Annotated in this window: 17 protein-coding genes and 1 tRNA gene; 11 read left to right on the top strand and 7 right to left on the bottom strand. The window is 61.7% G+C overall.

Annotated elements, in window-relative coordinates:
- Positions 1-81 precede the first annotated feature (81 nt).
- A complete protein-coding gene (locus AWM69_RS09825) occupies positions 82-1656 on the bottom strand; it encodes an amidase (protein WP_218726479.1) in 1575 nt (524 codons plus the stop codon).
- Between the two features lie 77 nt (positions 1657-1733).
- Positions 1734-3170, bottom strand: coding sequence for a coniferyl aldehyde dehydrogenase (locus AWM69_RS09830; protein WP_218726481.1), 1437 nt, complete (start codon positions 3168-3170; stop codon positions 1734-1736).
- 173 nt (positions 3171-3343) lie between these two features.
- Between AWM69_RS09830 and AWM69_RS09835 the strand changes: the two genes are divergently transcribed.
- The 6 genes from AWM69_RS09835 to AWM69_RS09860 all read left to right on the top strand — a co-directional run bounded on the left by AWM69_RS09835 (position 3344) and on the right by AWM69_RS09860 (position 9406).
- Complete coding sequence (locus AWM69_RS09835) at positions 3344-4324, top strand: flavin reductase family protein (protein WP_131654029.1); 981 nt, start codon at positions 3344-3346, stop codon at positions 4322-4324.
- Between the two features lie 50 nt (positions 4325-4374).
- Positions 4375-5148 carry a glucose 1-dehydrogenase gene (locus tag AWM69_RS09840; RefSeq protein WP_218726483.1) on the top strand — a complete coding sequence of 258 codons (774 nt, stop codon included), beginning with the start codon at positions 4375-4377 and terminating at the stop codon, positions 5146-5148.
- 75 nt (positions 5149-5223) lie between these two features.
- Positions 5224-6015: a fumarylacetoacetate hydrolase family protein gene (locus tag AWM69_RS09845; protein ID WP_218726485.1), complete on the top strand. Its 792-nt coding sequence runs from the start codon at positions 5224-5226 to the stop codon at positions 6013-6015.
- A 22-nt stretch (positions 6016-6037) separates the two neighbouring features.
- Positions 6038-6967 (top strand): acetaldehyde dehydrogenase (acetylating), encoded by a 930-nt coding sequence (locus AWM69_RS09850; protein WP_048380274.1) that lies wholly within the window; start codon positions 6038-6040, stop codon positions 6965-6967.
- Positions 6968-6994: 27 nt separating this feature from the next.
- Positions 6995-8017, top strand: coding sequence for a 4-hydroxy-2-oxovalerate aldolase (dmpG, locus tag AWM69_RS09855; RefSeq protein ID WP_048380275.1), 1023 nt, complete (start codon positions 6995-6997; stop codon positions 8015-8017).
- A gap of 75 nt (positions 8018-8092) precedes the next feature.
- Positions 8093-9406: an MFS transporter gene (locus AWM69_RS09860; RefSeq protein WP_218726486.1), complete on the top strand. Its 1314-nt coding sequence runs from the start codon at positions 8093-8095 to the stop codon at positions 9404-9406.
- On the opposite strand, the gene AWM69_RS09865 is transcribed toward AWM69_RS09860, so the two are convergent.
- Entirely contained in the window at positions 9379-10464 is a 1086-nt protein-coding gene (locus tag AWM69_RS09865; RefSeq protein WP_218726487.1) for a nitronate monooxygenase family protein, read from the bottom strand. The two genes, AWM69_RS09860 and AWM69_RS09865, sit on opposite strands and share 28 nt — an antisense overlap.
- A gap of 63 nt (positions 10465-10527) precedes the next feature.
- A complete protein-coding gene (locus AWM69_RS09870) occupies positions 10528-12087 on the bottom strand; it encodes a murein L,D-transpeptidase (RefSeq protein WP_218726488.1) in 1560 nt (519 codons plus the stop codon).
- A 129-nt stretch (positions 12088-12216) separates the two neighbouring features.
- Between AWM69_RS09870 and AWM69_RS09875 the strand changes: the two genes are divergently transcribed.
- A complete protein-coding gene (locus AWM69_RS09875) occupies positions 12217-12930 on the top strand; it encodes a murein L,D-transpeptidase catalytic domain family protein (RefSeq protein ID WP_131654036.1) in 714 nt (237 codons plus the stop codon).
- Positions 12931-13106: 176 nt separating this feature from the next.
- Here AWM69_RS09875 and AWM69_RS09880 read toward each other — a convergent pair.
- Positions 13107-13181: transfer RNA gene (locus AWM69_RS09880), tRNA-Gln, on the bottom strand.
- Between the two features lie 339 nt (positions 13182-13520).
- Here AWM69_RS09880 and AWM69_RS09885 point away from each other — a divergent pair.
- Together AWM69_RS09885 and AWM69_RS09890 are read left to right on the top strand one after the other, a co-directional pair.
- Positions 13521-13739, top strand: coding sequence for a DUF6555 family protein (locus AWM69_RS09885; protein ID WP_048380284.1), 219 nt, complete (start codon positions 13521-13523; stop codon positions 13737-13739).
- Between the two features lie 157 nt (positions 13740-13896).
- Positions 13897-14079 carry a hypothetical protein gene (locus AWM69_RS09890; RefSeq protein WP_218726489.1) on the top strand — a complete coding sequence of 61 codons (183 nt, stop codon included), beginning with the start codon at positions 13897-13899 and terminating at the stop codon, positions 14077-14079.
- Here the strand turns inward: AWM69_RS09890 and AWM69_RS09895 are convergent.
- Positions 14074-14271: a hypothetical protein gene (locus AWM69_RS09895; protein ID WP_131654038.1), complete on the bottom strand. Its 198-nt coding sequence runs from the start codon at positions 14269-14271 to the stop codon at positions 14074-14076. The genes AWM69_RS09890 and AWM69_RS09895 overlap by 6 nt on opposite strands.
- Positions 14272-14493: 222 nt before the next feature.
- The gene (locus AWM69_RS09900) at positions 14494-14835 is read right to left on the bottom strand and encodes a carboxymuconolactone decarboxylase family protein (protein ID WP_131654039.1); all 342 of its coding nucleotides are present in this window, start codon (positions 14833-14835) and stop codon (positions 14494-14496) included.
- 108 nt (positions 14836-14943) lie between these two features.
- Here AWM69_RS09900 and AWM69_RS09905 point away from each other — a divergent pair, with 108 nt between their 5' ends.
- Both AWM69_RS09905 and AWM69_RS09910 read left to right on the top strand, forming a co-directional pair.
- Complete coding sequence (locus tag AWM69_RS09905) at positions 14944-15855, top strand: AraC family transcriptional regulator (RefSeq protein WP_218726490.1); 912 nt, start codon at positions 14944-14946, stop codon at positions 15853-15855.
- Between the two features lie 138 nt (positions 15856-15993).
- Positions 15994-16833, top strand: coding sequence for an endonuclease (locus tag AWM69_RS09910; RefSeq protein WP_218726491.1), 840 nt, complete (start codon positions 15994-15996; stop codon positions 16831-16833).
- Positions 16834-16838 lie beyond the last annotated feature (5 nt).

Here is a 16838-nt window from a genome sequence, read left to right on the forward strand (position 1 = left end):
CGGTGTCCGGCAATCAACCCCACAGGGCGGATCAAGCCCGCGATCTTCAGCACCTGCCAACGATCGCGGCTTGCACGGGACCTATACCGTTGGCAGGCGGGCCCACGCACGGTCTTGCTCGAGTTGCGCAGCCAGGCGCAGCAACACGTCCTCGCCCCCCAGCGGGCCGGTAAACATCATGCCGATCGGCAGACCGCTGTCACTCATGCCAATCGGCAACGAAATGGCCGGCTGCCCGCTGACGTTGGCCAGCACGGTAAACGCAGCACTGCCCATGGCGTTGTGGGCATAGCTTTCCCAGGGCTGGTTCAGGCTCAGCAGCCCCAGCTCCGGCGTGACGTTGGCGGTGACCGGCGACAGGATCACGTCATAGTTGTCGAACTGCTGCTCCATGTAGCCACCAATGCTTTCAAACGATTGGCGGGCCCGGTACAAGCCCTCCCCCGTGACTTTGCGGGCATTGCCCAGCACCACCTGGGTGATGCGCTCGAAGTCTTCAGGAGTGCCGCTGCGACCCAGGACTTGTTCGCGGTCGTGCACCAGGGTCAGCAAAGCGTCGCCAATCACTGCGCCGTGGGCACCGAACAGTTGGCGCGGATCAATATTCAGGCGCAACTCTTCAACGTTGTGCCCCAGCCCGCCCAGACGCCTGGCCGTATCGTCCAGCACCTTGGCCACCGCCGGGTCCAGTGGCGAGCCGGTCAGCGAGTCTCGCACCAGGCCGATCCGCAAGCGCCCGGGAGCCGCATTCAACTCGTCCACATACGGGCGCACCAGCGGCTTGGTCCAGTACGGACTGCCAGCCTCATGCCCCTGGCCCACATCCATGAACAACGCCATGTCCCGCACATTGCGCGACACCACATTGCCCACGCTGGCACCAAACCAGCCCTCGTATTTGCCGGGTCCGCTCGGGGTGCGATAGCGGCTGGGCTTGAGCCCGACCAGACCGCAATAGGAGGCCGGAATCCGGATGGAGCCGCCACCGTCCGTGGCATGCGCCACCGGTACGATCCCCGCAGCCACTGCTGCAGCGGCCCCGCCGGACGATCCTCCGGCGCTCATCGCCAGGTTCCACGGGTTGCGGGTCTGCCCCCACAACAAGGACTCGGTGGTTGTGGTCAGACCGAATTCCGGGCAGGTAGTTTTGCCGAACGGCACGGCACCTGCAGCCTGATACCGGGCAATCAAGGTGCTGGTATGAGGCGCTGGCGGTGCATCTTTGAACAGGCGGCAGCCATTGGAGGTCGGCGTGCCTTCAAGGTAGGTGTTGAGGTCCTTGATCAGGATCGGTACACCGGCCAATACGCCGGACGCCGAGGCCCCCTGCGCCCGGCGGACCTTGAGCAGCGCATCGGCATACGCGTCATGGCGCATATTGACCGCCTTGACCTTGGGGTTGACCGCGTCACAGCGGGCCATGGCAGCTGCCAGCAGGTTTTCCGGGCTGAGTTCGCCTTTGCGCACGGCCGTGGCCATGTCCCAGGCATCCAGGTTCAGGTACTCGTCAGGCGTTAAGCCATTCACGCTCGCCGCATTGGCAAAGCGCCCCAGCAAGCCGGCGCCGACCGCCAGGGCGCCGGCCTTGAGGACATGGCGACGCGGCCAGCCAGCCGGGGTTTGCGGTTCTTCAGGTGTCACGGCAGGGTTTTGCAAGGTCAATCTCCAGTCAAATCTTGTTTTTATTGACGCAACGCCCTCTACAACTCGCGCCTGCAGAGGACGGGCGAAGATCAGTCGGCAGTGACCATCGCCTGCATGGCAGGCAGGAAATGCTCGCCATAAGGCGGTAACAGGCCCCATTCGCGGCGAGGATCATGGGCCGGCGCCTTGAATACGCTGCGCAAGTGGCTGAACTCAAGGAAGCCTTCACGGCCGTGATAATGCCCCATGCCGGATGCACCGATACCGCCGAACGGTGCATCGTGCAAGGCGGCATGCATCATCACGTCGTTGATGGTCACACCGCCTGAAATCGTGTGTTGCAGCACATGCCGCTGCTCTTCTTCATTCTGGCCAAAGTAGTACAACGCCAGTGGCCGCTCACGGGAATGGATATCGGCCAGCGCCTGATCCAGCGCATCATAAGGCAGCAATACCAGCGCCGGACCAAAGATTTCCTCGTGCAGAATCTGGCTTTCGCGAGGCGGGTTGACCACCACCTGCAACGGACGACGGCGCGCCTGGTCGTCGGCCGGCAGCGCCTGAGGAAAGCTCTCGATCCGGGCCCCGCGGGTGCGGGCGTCCTGCACATAACCTTCAATGCGCTGCAAGTGCCGGGCATTGACCACGGCCACCACATCCGGGTTGCCTTCGATGCTCGGGAACAGCTCGCCATAGGCCGTCCCCAATACTCCGATAAAGTCTTCAAGTTGTTCGCGAGGCACGTACACCACGTCCGGGTTGATGCAAATCTGCCCGCCGTTATTGCCTTTGGCCGCGGCAATGCTGAATGCCGCCTTGGCCAGGTCTGCGCTGCGGGAAATAATCACCGGCGACTTGCCGCCCAGTTCCAGGGTCAACGGCACCAGGTTTTCGGCGGCATTGCGCATCACCGAGCGGGCGACTGCGGTGCTGCCGGTGAATACCAGGTGGTCAAACGGTTGCGCGGTAAAGACCTGGGCCAGGTCAGCCTCACCGGTGACCACCGCCACTTCCAGCGGGTCGAACCGCTCGGCAAAGGCTTGCGCCACGACCTGTGCGGTACGCGGCACCACTTCCGAAGGCTTGAGAATTGCCCGGTTACCGGCAGCCAGCGCACAGGCCAATGGGCTCAGCAGGGTAAACAACGGCGCGTTCCAGGTACCGATGATGCCGATCGAGCCTTTGGGCTGATACATGACCCAGGCCTTGCCACCCAACTGGTCATAAGGGGCGAATACTTCTCGGGGCTCGTCCGCGACCCAGTGCGCCAGGTGATCACGCGCATATTTGAGCGAGGCCAGCGAACCCAGTACATCGTTCATCAGCGAGAAACCCTGCGGCCTGCCGCCAAAGTCCGCATCCATCGCCTCCACCAGAGGCTGCTGGTAATGCACCAGCAACTCGATCACCCGCTGAATACGCTCACGGCGTTGCTCGGCGCTCACAGGGCCCGCTTCGATGAAAGCTTTTTTTTGCGCCTGCAACAGGCTGGACAGCTGTTCTGGAGCAGTGCTGCTGAACGTCATGGAGGAGTCCTCTGATACACCGGTTCGATGAGCCGACGCTAGCGAATAGCACGGCGGATTACCTCGTCCAATCGGACGATAATCGGCCGAATCCGTTAGTCCATTAAGACGATGTAGCGCGCTTTGCGGAGGCGAATACTGCCAGCACGAAAATTCAATCCATGAGGTTCGTCATGGCAATGCAAAGCAGTTTTGATCCGCAGGCATTCCGTACCGCGCTGGGCACCTTCACCACCGGGGTGACGATCATCACCACCCAGGCTGAAGACGGCTCGCCGATCGGGATCACCGCCAACAGTTTCAACTCGGTGTCGCTCAACCCGCCACTGGTGCTCTGGAGTCTGGCCAAGTCGGCCCGCAGCCTGCCTGTGTTCAGCTCGGGCAAGCACTGGAACGTGCACGTGCTGTCGACCGAACAGGAGCCTCTGTCCGGCCGTTTTGCCATGCAGGGCGAAAACAAGTTCGCTGAAATCGAGCTCGACAACGGCATCAGCGAAGCCCCGCTGTTGCAGGACTGCACCGCTCGGTTCCAGTGCCGCACGGCGTTCCAGTATGAAGGGGGCGATCACGTCATTTTTGTCGGTGAGGTGCTCGCATTCGATCACAGCGACCGGGCGCCGCTGGCGTTTCAGAGCGGGCAATACGCACTGGCCACCCGCAAGCCACGCAGTGAACTGCGCCTGGCGACCACCCCGCCGCCGCCCGAGTGCAGCTACACCGAAGACCTGCTCGGGTATTTGCTGGGCCGGGCCCATTACCAACTGCTGGATGCCTTGCATCGCCTGCTGAGCAATCAGCAATTGGACGAGCACGCGTTTTTCATCCTGTCCGTGCTGTGTATCCGCGACAACATGACCCTCAACGAAATCAACACGTTCGTGAGCTACACCGGGCATGTGGTGTCGGTCGCCAGCATGCGCTTTCTGGAAAAACAGAACCTGGTGGCGCTGGAAGGCAACAGCCATGCACCGCGCTATGTGCTGACCGCAACCGGCCGCGAAGCATCGTTGCAGCAGCTGGCCCTGGCCAAGGCTGTGGAAGAGAACGTGTCGGCCAAACTGGGGCCGGGCGATGCCCAGGCCCTTAAAGTCCTGCTCAAGCGCCTGATTGCCGCCAGCGATCCGGGCCTGCCTGATCTGTGGGCCCCGCGCTGACGCGGCGGTAAAGCCCGAGGTTTTTCACGACTACAAGGAACAGTCTGTTTATGAACATTATTCAGCGCTTCAATCTGACCGGCAGCGTGGCGGTGATCACCGGCGGTGGCCGGGGCATCGGGCGCGGTATTGCGTTGGCCTATGCCGAAGCAGGCGCCGACGTGGTGCTGGCTGCACGCACCCTCAGCGATGTCGAAGCGGTGGCTGAAGAAGTACGTCGTCTGGGCCGGCGCGCGCTCGCCGTGACCTGTGACGTGAATGATGCCGAGCAGCGTACAGCGCTGATCACCCAGGCCCGTGAGCACATGGGCCGCATCACCCACCTGGTAAACAACGCCGGTGGCGCGGGGCCGAATGATCCCTTGACCCTGAGCGTCGAACGCTTTGAAGAAATCCTGCGTTTCAACGTGTCTTCGGCCTACCACTTGTGCCAGCTCAGTGTGCCGCACATGCGTGAAGCCGGGACAGGCAACATCATCAACATCACCTCGGGTGCCGCCCGCTACGCACAAACCCAGTTCAGCGCCTATGGCAGCGCCAAAGCTGCGTTGAGCCACCTGACCCGGCTGCTGGCCCAGGACTTTGCCCCGCTGGTGCGCGTCAACGCGATTGCTCCCGGCCCGATCCTCACCGATGCCCTGAACCGGGTGCTGCCGGTGGCCATGCGCGAGGGCATGATCAAGGCCACACCGCTGCAAAGCCTGGGCGAGACCGAGGACATTGCGGCGGCAGCGCTGTACCTCGCCACCCCGGCCTCGCGCTGGGTCACCGGCAAGATCCTCGAAGTCGACGGCGGCGCTGAATCCAGCGTGTGGCCGGGCTGACCCAGCACACGCGAAGGCTGTAGCCGCTGCCGGTAACCGTGGCTACAGCGGTATTTCTGGCTTATGGAGTTGTATATGGACACACAGTTGATTGAAGCCCTGGGCGACGAGCTGTTTCATGCCCTGCTTGAGCGCCGCAGCCTGCAACCGTTGACCCAGCGTTATCCGGACTTGACCCTGGACATGGCTTATCAGATCTCGCTGCGTTTTTTGCAGCGACGCCAGGCACTGGGCGAACAGGTGATCGGCAAGAAAATCGGCGTCACCAGCCGCGCCGTTCAAGACATGCTCGATGTGCATCAACCGGATTTCGGTTTTCTGACCCACCGCATGCAAGTGGCCGATGACAGCGATGTGAGCTTCAGCGCCCACCATCTTGTTCAGCCCCGGGCCGAAGGCGAAATTGCCTTTATTCTCGGCGAGGATCTGCATGGACCGGGCATCACTGCCGAAGACGTCATGGCCGCCAGCCAATGGGTGGTGCCGTGCTTCGAGATTGTCGACTCGCGCATCGCCGACTGGCAAATCCGCATTCAGGACACCGTGGCCGACAACGCCTCATGCGGAGTGTTCGCCCTCGGCGAGCAGCGCATTGACCCGCGCACACTGGACCTGACCAAGGTTGAGTTGCACCTGCAGAAAAACGGTCAGCCAGCCGGGCATGGTTTCGGCTCGGCCGTTCAGGGCCATCCGTGTGAAGCGGTGGCATGGCTGGCCAACACCCTGGGCAAGTTCGACATTCCGTTTCGCAAGGGCGAAATCATTCTTTCCGGAGCGCTGGCGCCGCTGGTGCCGGTACAACCTGGCGATGAAGTCAGCCTGAGCCTCAGCGGCCTGGGTACTGCCCGCCTGCGCTTTGTGTCCTAACCCCCCGTTCGAGAGCCTTCCCATGAGCAAAAAGATTAAATGCGCCCTGATCGGGCCGGGCAACATCGGCACCGACCTGCTCTACAAACTGTTGCGCAGCGAAGTGCTGGAGCCGGTCTGGATGGTGGGGATCGATGCCACTTCCGAAGGCCTGAGCCGCGCCCGCGAGATGGGCCTGAAAACCACCAGTGACGGCGTCGACGGGCTGCTGGAACACGTGCTGGCCGACAACATCCAGATTGCTTTCGATGCCACCTCGGCCTACGTACACGCCGAAAACAGCCGCAAACTCAATGCGCTCGGCGTGCTGATGATCGACCTGACCCCGGCCGCCATCGGCCCGTATTGCGTGCCTCCGGTCAACCTCAAGGCCAACCTCAAGCGCGGCGCCATGAACGTCAACATGGTCACCTGCGGTGGCCAGGCGACCATCCCGCTGGTCGCGGCCGTGTCCAGCGTGCAGCCCGTGGCCTACGCCGAGATCGTGGCGACGGCAGCGTCCAAGTCAGTCGGCCCCGGCACGCGCAAGAACATCGATGAATTCACCCGCACCACAGCCAGTGCCATCGAGCAGGTGGGCGGCGCGAAAAAGGGCAAGGCGATCATCATCGTCAACCCGGCCGAGCCACCGCTGATCATGCGCGACACCGTGCACTGCCTGACGGAAACCGAGCCGGATCAAGCGGCGATCAGCCTGGCCATCGCCAACATGATCGAGCAGGTACAGCAGTACGTACCGGGCTACAAACTGGTCAACGGCCCGGTGTTCGATGGCAACCGGGTGTCGATTTTCATGGAAGTCGAAGGCCTGGGCGACTACCTGCCCAAGTACGCCGGCAACCTCGACATCATGACCGCTGCGGCAGCACGCACAGCGGAGATGTTTGCCGAGGAAATCCTCAAGGGCGAGCTGCAACTCAAGGCCAGCACTCCACAACCTGCCCTCGCTTAAGCCTTGCCTTTCATTTAGGAGCTATCCATGGACCTTCGCGGCAAAAAAATTACCGTGCATGACATGTGCCTGCGCGACGGCATGCACCCCAAGCGTCACCAGATCAGCCTGCAACAGATGAAAGACATCGCCTGCGGCCTGGATGCGGCCGGCGTACCACTGATTGAAGTGACCCACGGTGATGGCCTGGGCGGCAGCTCGGTGAACTATGGCTTCCCGGCGCACACCGACGAGCAGTACCTGTCGGCGGTCATTCCGATGATGAAACAGGCCAGGGTGTCTGCCCTGCTATTGCCTGGCATCGGCACCGTGGATCATCTGCAGATGGCCCACGAACTGGGGGTCAACACCATACGCGTCGCCACCCATTGCACTGAAGCCGATGTCTCGGAACAGCACATTTCCTATGCCCGCAAGCTGGGCATGGACACGGTGGGCTTCCTGATGATGGCGCACATGAACAGCCCTGAAGGGCTGGTCAAGCAAGGCAAGCTGATGGAGAGCTACGGCGCGAATTGCATCTACCTCACCGATTCGGCGGGCTACATGCTGCCCCACGACATCAAGGCGCGGGTGGCGGCGATGCGTGCAGCGTTGCACCCGGACACCGAAATCGGTTTTCACGGCCACCACAACCTGTCGATGGGCGTGTCCAACTCCATCGCCGCCATCGAAGCCGGGGCCACCCGGATTGACGCGGCAGCCGCGGGCCTGGGCGCGGGCGCAGGCAATACACCGATGGAAATCCTGGTGGCGGTGTGTGACCGCATGGGCATCGACACCGGGGTCAGCGTATTCGGGATTCAGGACGTGGCCGAAGACCTGGTCGTGCCGATCATGGACTTCCCGATCCGCAGCGATCGCGATGCCCTGACCATGGGTTACGCCGGGGTGTATGGCTCGTTCCTGCTGTTCGCCAAGCGCGCCGAGAAGAAATACGGCGTACCGGCACGGGAAATCCTCGTGGAAATGGGTCGCCGCGGAATGGTCGGCGGCCAGGAAGACATGATTGAAGACACCGCCATGACCCTGGCCCGCCAGCGGGCCTGAGGCGTGTACTGATCAAAGGCGCGGTCGCGTGATGCGTTCGCGCCTTTGTCGTTCTTACCGGATTGGGAATCGACTATGTCCAACGCTCACGTCGGCTGGCGCAGCCACGGTTTGCTGTTATTGCTGGCTGCAGTGTTTGCCGACAACTTTGTCGGGCGTCAGATCCTGGCGGTGATGATCGAACCGATCAAACGTGAATTCGGGGTCGGCGATACCGCCCTGGGGCTGATTTCCGGTCTGGCGTTTGCCGGGGTCTACGCCCTGCTCGCCCTGCCTGCCGGACGCCTGGCCGATCGCATGTCACGCACCCGCTTACTGGCGATGGCCTGCTTGCTGTGGGCCGTCGCCACCATGCTTTGTGGCCTGGCCACCAGCTTCTGGATACTGGCGGTCGCACGCATGGCCGTCGCGGTGAGTGAATCACCCACCACCTCGGCTTCGATGTCGATCATTGCCGATCTGTATCCGCCCCATCGCCGCTCGTTTGCCATCAGTTGCTTCACGGCAGCCCCGACCTTCTCCGCCGTCATCGGCCTGAGCCTCGGCGCCTGGGTGGTTGAGCAGTACGGCTGGCGCAGCGCATTTATCCTGATCGGAATGCCGGCCTTGCTGTTTTCTACACTGCTGGCTTTCCTGGTCAAGGACCCGGCCCGCGGCCGATGGGACCTGGCCCCTGCGCATGCCGCGCATCCCCTGCAAAGCCTGGGCAGTGACGCACGCAAACTCTGGGCGCTCCCGGCCTATCGCTGCCTGATACTGGCCGGTGGGCTGACCACGCTCAGCTCCTATGCCATCGCGATGTGGAACACCAGTTTTCTGGTGCGCTCCCATGGCATGTCACTGCAGCATGCCGGGCTGCTGGCCGGTTTTATCTGTGGCGGTGTGGCCGGGATCGGCGCGTTGTTCAGCGGCTGGCTCAGCGACCACCTGACCCCGCGCAACCCGCACTGGCAAGTAGGCATTCCGGTCATCGGCCACCTGGCCGCCCTCAGCGCGCTGTTCGCCTATCTGTTATGGCCGCAAACCGTGTGGATGCACCTGGGCGATGTGCCGATCCCCAGCGCGATGCTGTGGTGCGCGCTCTACAGTTTTTTTGCGGTGTGGTGGGTGGCGCCGTCCTATAACCTGGTCACGCAGCTGGTGCCGGCCAACCGTCGCGGAACCGCGATGGCCTTGCAGACCATCCTGTCGACCCTGCTGGGCGTCGGTGCCGGGCCCTTGCTGGCGGGTCTGTTCAGCGATGCCCTGCAACCGGCCTATGGCATTGAGTCATTGCGCTATGCGTTGCTGCTGGTGAGTCTGCCGGTGGCAGGTGCGGTCATGTTGCTGATCCGCACCTCAGGCCATGCCGCGCAAACACGCTATGTGCATGTGGAACGGGCGATGTAGTCATCGATCCAGTGCCGGGTCAGCGCATAGGCCGACAGTTCGGCCGTGCGCCCCGGACTCAGGGCAAACCCCTGCCCCGCCCACAGGTTGATGAAGTCACCGGAGCCGGCGGGCTCGGTCAGGGCCTTCAGCGGTAACAGCACGCCGCCGGCCAACGGGAAGGCCGGCGCCTGGGGGTTGATCGGCCCCAGCTCGCGCATCACCCGATTGACGATGCCCCGGGCCGGGCGGCCGGTAAACAGGTTGGTCAGCGCAGTGTCACTGGAACTGGCCTCACGCAATGCCTGGCGGTGGGCCTGTGCCAGCTTTGCCTGCGGGCAAAACAGATACGCGGTGCCGATTTGCACCGCGCTCGCGCCTAACGCAAAGGCTGCGGCGATACCCCGCGCGTCGGCAATGCCGCCTGCGGCAATCACCGGCACCGACACCGCATCGACTATCTGCGGTACCAGGGCAAACGTACCGATCTGGGTGGTCAGTTCACGGCTCAAAAACATCGCCCGATGACCACCGGCCTCATAGCCCATGGCAATGATCGCGTCGCAACCGTGACGCTCCAGCCACTGCGCCTCTTCAACCGTCGTGGCCGAGCTGAGCACCTTGGCACCACAGGCCTTGACCCGGGCCAGCAACGCCGCGTCGGGTAAACCGAAATGAAAACTGACCACCTGCGGGCGCAGTTCCTCAACCAGCGCGCAGGTCGCCTCGTCAAACGGCGCACGGCTGGAGACCGGCGTCGGTGCATCGTAGTCGGCACCCAGTTCGTCGTAGTAAGGCTTGAACAGGGCCTTCCACTGCTGCGCCCTGGCCTCGTCGGGCTCGGCGGGCTGATGGCAGAAAAAATTCAGGTTCAAGGGCTGGTTGCACTGGGCACGAAATTCCGCCACTTCGCTGCGTATCGACGCCAGACTCAGCGTGGCGCAGGCCAGCGAGCCGAGCCCGCCGGCCTTGGCAACGCCCACCATCATCTGCGCCCCCGCGCCGAGCATCGGCGCCTGGATAATGGGCGCGGTGATACCCAACAAATCAATAATGCGTGAATCCGGCCAATCGTTCATGCAGCCCTCTCTCGACAGTCAATAATCGGAGTGAATCGTAAACGTCCCCACGTCACGCCGGCGTCAGCGTTTGCCGGTCAATGCCGCAATCAGGGCGGGGTCGAAGTTGTAAATATCCGGGGCATACACCACCCGCCCTTCTTTGTCTGCTTGTGCAGTCCAGTAAGTGAGCAGGATCGGCATGGGCGAGGACAGTCTGAATTCGTGGGTCAATCCTGTACTCAGCAGCTCTTCGGTGCGCGCTTTCTCGGCGGGAGTCACCAGCAGGTCGCGCAACTGAAAGACCGCCTCGACCCTTACGCAACCCGAACTGAACGCCCGCGGCCCCTTGCTGAACAGCGCCTGGCTGGGCGTGTCGTGCAGGTACACGGCGAAGGGGTTGGCAAAGCGGATGACGATGCGGCCCAGCGGGTTTCTCGGCCCGGCACCCTGACGCAGGAGAATGTTGCCCGGGCGATCCCAGTCGATGTCCTGCGCCGCCAGCGGATGTCCGCTGCTGTCGAGTACCTGCAGGTCATGGCGGCTCAGGAACGACTGATCGCGACGGATCTGCGGCAGTTTGTCTTCTTTGAAGATGGTCGGCGGGATGGTCCAGGTCGGATTGAGTGTCAGGCGCGTCACCCGGGATTTCAGCAAGGGCGTCTGGCGCTCGGCACGCCCTACCTGGGTACGGGTCTGCCACACCGGCTCGCCATTTTGATAAACGATCAGCAAGGCCGCCGGTACATTGATCAACAAGCTGGTGGGCTCGAAATCCCGGGCCATCCAGCGAAAACGTTCGAGGTTGATCCGCAGTTGCTCACGGCGCGTCGCCGGGCTGACGTTGAACTCCTTCAAGGTGCCTGCCCCCACCACCCCGTCGCTTTGCAACGAGTGATCAAGCTGGAAGCTCTTGACGGCCGCCACCAGGGCGTCGTTGTAGGTGTTGTCAGGGGTCACCGGAAGCTGGCTCAGGTAGCCCTCATTGAGCAGACGCTGCGCCAGGGCGGGCACCCGCGCATCCTGCATGCCCGGTCGCAGCAGCGGCCCTTCGGCAATGGGCTGCCACTGCGGCAACGGCAACAGGCGCTGACGGGCGTATACCCGGCGCAGGTTCTGGTAGGGCTCGAACGCGGGACGCGCCCGGGCAAAGGCCTCTTCGATGTTGTGCAGGCCGGGGCCGGCGATCGCCAGCAATGGGGCCTGGCGGTCAGGGGCGACCGAGTCGGCATGCCACACCGGCTCGAAGCGCTCCTGAGACAGCCGGCCGTCATGCAGATCGTGCAGGGCCTGCAGGTACTGATGGCTGATCTCGATGTCGGCACACACCCCTTCAGCGGCCGGTAACGGATAATTCTGCGGATCCAGCCCGTCATCGGCCAGCGTGGGCAATACGCCTTGCAGTTCGCGCAAACGCGCGTGATCGGCCCACACCGGCTGGTAAGCCTGGCCCTGATAAAACACCTGCAAAAGCGTCTGGGCCGGGGCGTTCAAGCGAGCGGCCAGCGCCGGGCACGCCTGCGGCAATTGGGCCAGGGTCACCTGCAAGGGCGGCAGAGCGTCGACCAAAGGCTCATCAGCCAGCGCGACCAGTGGCGCTGCGAACAAAGCCATGCTCAAGTAATATGCGTGTTTTTTGATCAACTGCTTTACTCCAATCCATGGTCGTCGCGTTGAAGGGCACCCTATCACCCCTCAGCCAACATCTAAACAGGACCGCCATGGAGCGACGGAACGTCTGGAGCCAACTCAATTAGTGGAAACTCTTTACTTATGCTGAAACTCTTGCGACGGCTTTGTCTGGCCGCCGCGACCCTGGGCGCACTGTGCAGCCCTGCGTTCGCCGCCAGCTCTTCTCAACCGGTGCTGTTCAACAGCCTCGCCCACGCGGCCCCGGAACTCAATCCCCAAGCGTTAAAAAGTGCCCTGAGTGCCATGCAATGCGCCGTCAACAATGGCGCCAGTCAAGCCCGGCACCTGGCTGTCATCGACTACTCGCAACCCTCGACGGCCCGCCGCCTGTGGATCTTCGACCTGCGTAAAAAGTCCCTGGTACTGCGCGACCTGGTCGCCCACGGGCAAAAGTCCGGTGAAAATTTCGCCACCCAGTTTTCCAACACCGAAGGCAGTCACCAGTCCAGTCTGGGGTTGTTCCGTACCCAGGAAAGCTATCAGGGCGCTCACGGTTACTCGTTGCGCATGGACGGCCTGGAGCCGGGCATCAATGACAGTGCCCGCGACCGGGCCATCGTGATTCATGCGGCCAACTATGTGAACCCGCTGTGGAGCGAGCGTCAGGGTCGCATCGGCAGAAGCCAGGGCTGCCCTGCCGTCCGCCCGCAGGTAGCGCGTCAGGTGGTCGATAAACTCAAGGATGGGCAATTCATGTTCGCCTGGTACCCCGACCAGCGCTGGCTGCAGTCTTCGGCCTACCTCAACTGCCAGCCACGCCAAGTGGCGAGCATCGTCTCGGCCAAGGCTGGCTGAACTGGAACAGGGGTTTACCCGGCAGTGTGCGCGGAAATGCAGAGGGGTCTGGAAGCTGGCGACTGACGCAGGAAGCGTCAGGCCGGACGGGCGCCAGAGCAGGCGCTCTGAGCAAATCGCTCATCCACGACAACGACCGCATGCGGCTCGATATCAACGGGATGAGATCTTGAAAATGGCAGGGGCGGCTGGATTCGAACCAACGCATGGCAGGATCAAAACCTGCTGCCTTACCGCTTGGCGACGCCCCTGTAGCTGTTGCGATCCTGCTGACTTCGAATAGGTTGATTCGTAGCGGCCAACGGGGTGGCCTGTGCAGGAATGCGCGGAAATATATCAACATTAATTCAGCTTGGGAACCCCGAGCCTGAAATAAATTTATTTAAAAACAGCGAGTTAGTGATTGACTGCGACAACGCATGGTTGACTCCCCGACGCCCTTCCCGCCTTCAACGCTGAACAGCGCTTCCTTGCCGCTCGAAAAAGCGCCGCCGAAAAATGAATGAATTTTGCCAACCACGGTTTGTCTGACGTTTTGAGAGCCTTCAATAAATATCTGCCCTGAAAGGCAGCAAGGAGCCGGAACAGACATGAGTCAGCAAAACCTCTTTACCATCGAATACAAACTGCATGGTGCTCCGAAGAAACTCACGGTTCGAGCGGCACGGATGAGCACTGAGGACGCCTGGCAGTGGGCGGGCTGTGACGCGGGGGCGACCCCCATTCCCAAACCCGGCAAACCGCCACTCAAATTGTTCTCCAGGCCAATGGCTGAAAAATACGGCATCACCGACGTTCAGTGGCGCTGAAATGGCTATGCCGAGGAGCGGCGCGAGTCAATCATCATGAACATTTCACGCTGTAGATCCGCTGGAAACGACTACTGGGATGCACAACTCATCCTGAACGCGGGCCTCTTCTTCGAAGCAGACCGACTCGATGCGGCAGCCTGCATAATCATCGCCCATGGCTTTGATGATCCGGGTGTATGGCGACGTTTTACCCAACTCAAACGCTCTGCAGAGGCTCAACGCGAGGTTGCCTGCCTGGATTGGCTACGCATTCGGCACGCCCGGGCTTTATCTGCTGCGCACAAAAAAGCCCGACACGCTCGCCGGGCTTTTTGACTGCCAGTCGCTCGCCTCATGATTCAGGATGCTCACTCGCTACCGAGTCGGCGGCACCCACGTCCGTCATGTCTTCTTCATGAGGCGCCTTGTCTTTCCCGGGCACTGGAACTTCACGCTTTCCCGTCCGGGGATCGAGCCCTGCTTCGTTGTCCGTACCCCTTGTTACCCCCTGTTGAGAGAGGTTCCCGGGCGCGTTCTTGTCGATGTCCATGCTGACTCTCCATTGCTGAAGCGCGGGATATCCGTGCCTGCTTGTAAGAGTTTAATTTCAGCGGCAAGTGCCGAGCTTTGGACGAACGGAGGCCCCACAGCCATTCCATTCCGGACGTGTCGGCGGACAACGCAGCGCTATTGTCGTGCTGAAGAACGAGGGGGCAATAAAAAGCCCCGACACCCTGAGGTGTCCGGGGCCATTGCGGTCATGTGCGATGCGTTATTTTTTCAAGGTGTCGTATGCTTCAAGCGCACGCAGCGAGTAGATATAGGCCGCGCCGGCATTCAGCGAGATCGCCGTGGCCAGGGTCGCGGCTACCTCTTCACGGCTTGCACCGGCCTTGATCGCCGCATCGGCGTGAGCCGCAATACAGCCGTCGCAGCGGGTGGTAACGGCAACGGCTATCGAAATCAATTCGCGGGTTTTGGCATCCAGCACATCGTTTTCGGCAGAGGCTTCACCAAGGGCCATATAAGCCTTGACCATCTTGGGATTGCTCTTGCCCAGTGCACCAAACGCTTTCTGGATATTGGGCAGCAGTTCGGACCAGTTTTTGAACATTACGTTAACTCCTGAGCAGTTGGTGATCATGTTTCGACTCATTGAGTGTATGCAATGTCCCGCAACGGGCTTGTTCGATAGGCTGAGTTTTTTCTCCGATACGCTCAAATGAACCCGATCGATAAACTCATCAGCCTTGCCAACGTTCGCGGCAGCCTGGATGTACGCTGTCAATTTCAGGGTGACTGGGCGCTGCAACATGAACAGGAAGCCTTGGGTACCGCGCCTTACCACATCGTACTGGCCGGTGAGTGCCGAGTAGAGCTCCCGGGCGGCCAGCGTCTACCCATGCGTGCCGGCGATATTCTGCTGCTGGCAGGTGGCTTGCCACATGTGATGCATAGCCTCGGTAAAACCGTTGCACCCACATCGCCGAAACCTGTCTCGCACGGAGGTTTACCCGTTCAGCGCATTGGCGGTTCGAGTGTGGATCTGGACATGCTCTGCGGCAGCTTTTACTACAACCGGGCTTCACTGCTGTTTGCTTCGTTGCCGGAATATCTGGTGATCCCCCGAGGTGCTTTTGCGGCAAACGGCTCTTTGCCTGCCCTGATCGAAATACTCCGCGCAGAGGCCGACTCCGATCAGGCAGGTGCCCGGTTTCTGCTCGACGCCCTGTCTCAGGCGCTATTCACCCTCATCCTTCGCGCCCATTTAGCCACCCACGGTCAAGAGACCGGCATGCTCGCCTTGCTCAGCGATAAGCGCCTGGGCCCCGTTTGGCAGGCGATGCTGGCTGACCCTGCCCAGCCATGGACGATTGAGACCCTGGCCAAAACCGCCAACATGTCCCGTGCGACCTTTATGCGGACCTTCGTTCGCGTGTCTGGCGTGTCTCCCTGGGTATTGCTCACGCAAGTCCGGATGGAGTTGGCATTCAGCCTGCTTAGCCATTCTCACCTGGGATTGAGCGATATTGCGTTGCAGGCGGGTTACCAATCCCAGGCGGCATTCAGCAAAAAATTCAAGGAAGTCTATGGCGCGCCACCGGGGAAAGTGCGGCGTGGCATCTGGAGCTGACGCAACAGACCTGCAGCGGCTGTTGAGCGCAATTACCGCCAGGGTCATTGCACTTCAATCGAACCCTGCCAGGTCGATGAGTATCAGATTGGCCATGCGCGATCAATGCGCCCAATGATCAGCGACGAAGGTTCCACAATGCCCATCCGCCCTGCTCGCCCCGACCCGGTCCATGAGTATCCCGCACACCTACGCGCTCAGGTCGAGGCAGCTCCCCGCGCTCCCGGGGTGTACATGTTTTACGCCGAGGGCGACTCGATACCGCTCTACATCGGAAAAAGTATCGATATTCGCAGCCGACTGCTGGCGCACCTCCGAACACCTGAAGAAGCCCGGATGCTGCGCCAGGCACAACGCATCGAATACCAGCAAACCGCCGGGGAAATCGGCGCCTTATTGCTGGAGTCGCGACTGATCAAAGAGCTGCAGCCGTTGAAGAACAAGCGGCTGCGGCGCCAGCAACGACTGTGCTCCCTGCGCATCCGCGACGGCCTGCTGGAGATCATCGACACCACCTCAATTGCAGGCGGGCCTCAGTTGTACGGGCTTTTTCGAAACAAGCGCATGGCGACCGAAGCGCTGATGCTGATGGCGGACGAGCACCGCCTTTGCCACAGCCTGCTGGGCCTCGAACAATCGACAGGCCGCAGCTGCTTCAGGGCTCAAATCGGAAAATGCGCCGGCGCCTGCAGAGGCGAAGAAAGTCATGCCGCCCACACCGGACGCCTACTGGGTGCTTTGGCGCGCTGGACCGTGCATCACTGGCCTTTTCCCGGCGCCATCGCCCTGCACGAACGTCACGGCGAAACCGAGGCATTCCACGTCATCGACAGTTGGCGCTACATCGGCACCTACGCCAGCGAAGCAGAAGCCCGGCAGGCCCCCATCCAGGCAGGCCAGGCATTCGACGCCGACTGTTACAAGATACTGGTTCGCCCCGTACTGCAAGACGGCACCGCCACCCTGATTGTGTTGTAGCAAGC

The organism is Pseudomonas sp. D1HM (genome assembly GCF_019266105.1).
Classification (GTDB): domain Bacteria; phylum Pseudomonadota; class Gammaproteobacteria; order Pseudomonadales; family Pseudomonadaceae; genus Aquipseudomonas; species Aquipseudomonas taetrolens.

Bases quoted from the DNA above. Each gene is read 5' to 3' on its own strand.
- AWM69_RS09830 (WP_218726481.1), bottom strand. From the start codon at position 3,170: ATGACGTTCAGCAGCACTGCTCCAGAACAGCTGTCCAGCCTGTTGCAG.
- AWM69_RS09835 (WP_131654029.1), top strand. From the start codon at position 3,344: ATGGCAATGCAAAGCAGTTTTGATCCGCAGGCATTCCGTACCGCGCTG.
- AWM69_RS09840 (WP_218726483.1), top strand. From the start codon at position 4,375: ATGAACATTATTCAGCGCTTCAATCTGACCGGCAGCGTGGCGGTGATC.
- AWM69_RS09845 (WP_218726485.1), top strand. From the start codon at position 5,224: ATGGACACACAGTTGATTGAAGCCCTGGGCGACGAGCTGTTTCATGCC.
- AWM69_RS09850 (WP_048380274.1), top strand. From the start codon at position 6,038: ATGAGCAAAAAGATTAAATGCGCCCTGATCGGGCCGGGCAACATCGGC.
- dmpG (WP_048380275.1), top strand. From the start codon at position 6,995: ATGGACCTTCGCGGCAAAAAAATTACCGTGCATGACATGTGCCTGCGC.
- AWM69_RS09860 (WP_218726486.1), top strand. From the start codon at position 8,093: ATGTCCAACGCTCACGTCGGCTGGCGCAGCCACGGTTTGCTGTTATTG.
- AWM69_RS09865 (WP_218726487.1), bottom strand. From the start codon at position 10,464: ATGAACGATTGGCCGGATTCACGCATTATTGATTTGTTGGGTATCACC.
- AWM69_RS09875 (WP_131654036.1), top strand. From the start codon at position 12,217: ATGCTGAAACTCTTGCGACGGCTTTGTCTGGCCGCCGCGACCCTGGGC.
- AWM69_RS09885 (WP_048380284.1), top strand. From the start codon at position 13,521: ATGAGTCAGCAAAACCTCTTTACCATCGAATACAAACTGCATGGTGCT.
- AWM69_RS09890 (WP_218726489.1), top strand. From the start codon at position 13,897: ATGGCTTTGATGATCCGGGTGTATGGCGACGTTTTACCCAACTCAAAC.
- AWM69_RS09895 (WP_131654038.1), bottom strand. From the start codon at position 14,271: ATGGACATCGACAAGAACGCGCCCGGGAACCTCTCTCAACAGGGGGTA.
- AWM69_RS09900 (WP_131654039.1), bottom strand. From the start codon at position 14,835: ATGTTCAAAAACTGGTCCGAACTGCTGCCCAATATCCAGAAAGCGTTT.
- AWM69_RS09905 (WP_218726490.1), top strand. From the start codon at position 14,944: ATGAACCCGATCGATAAACTCATCAGCCTTGCCAACGTTCGCGGCAGC.
- AWM69_RS09910 (WP_218726491.1), top strand. From the start codon at position 15,994: ATGCCCATCCGCCCTGCTCGCCCCGACCCGGTCCATGAGTATCCCGCA.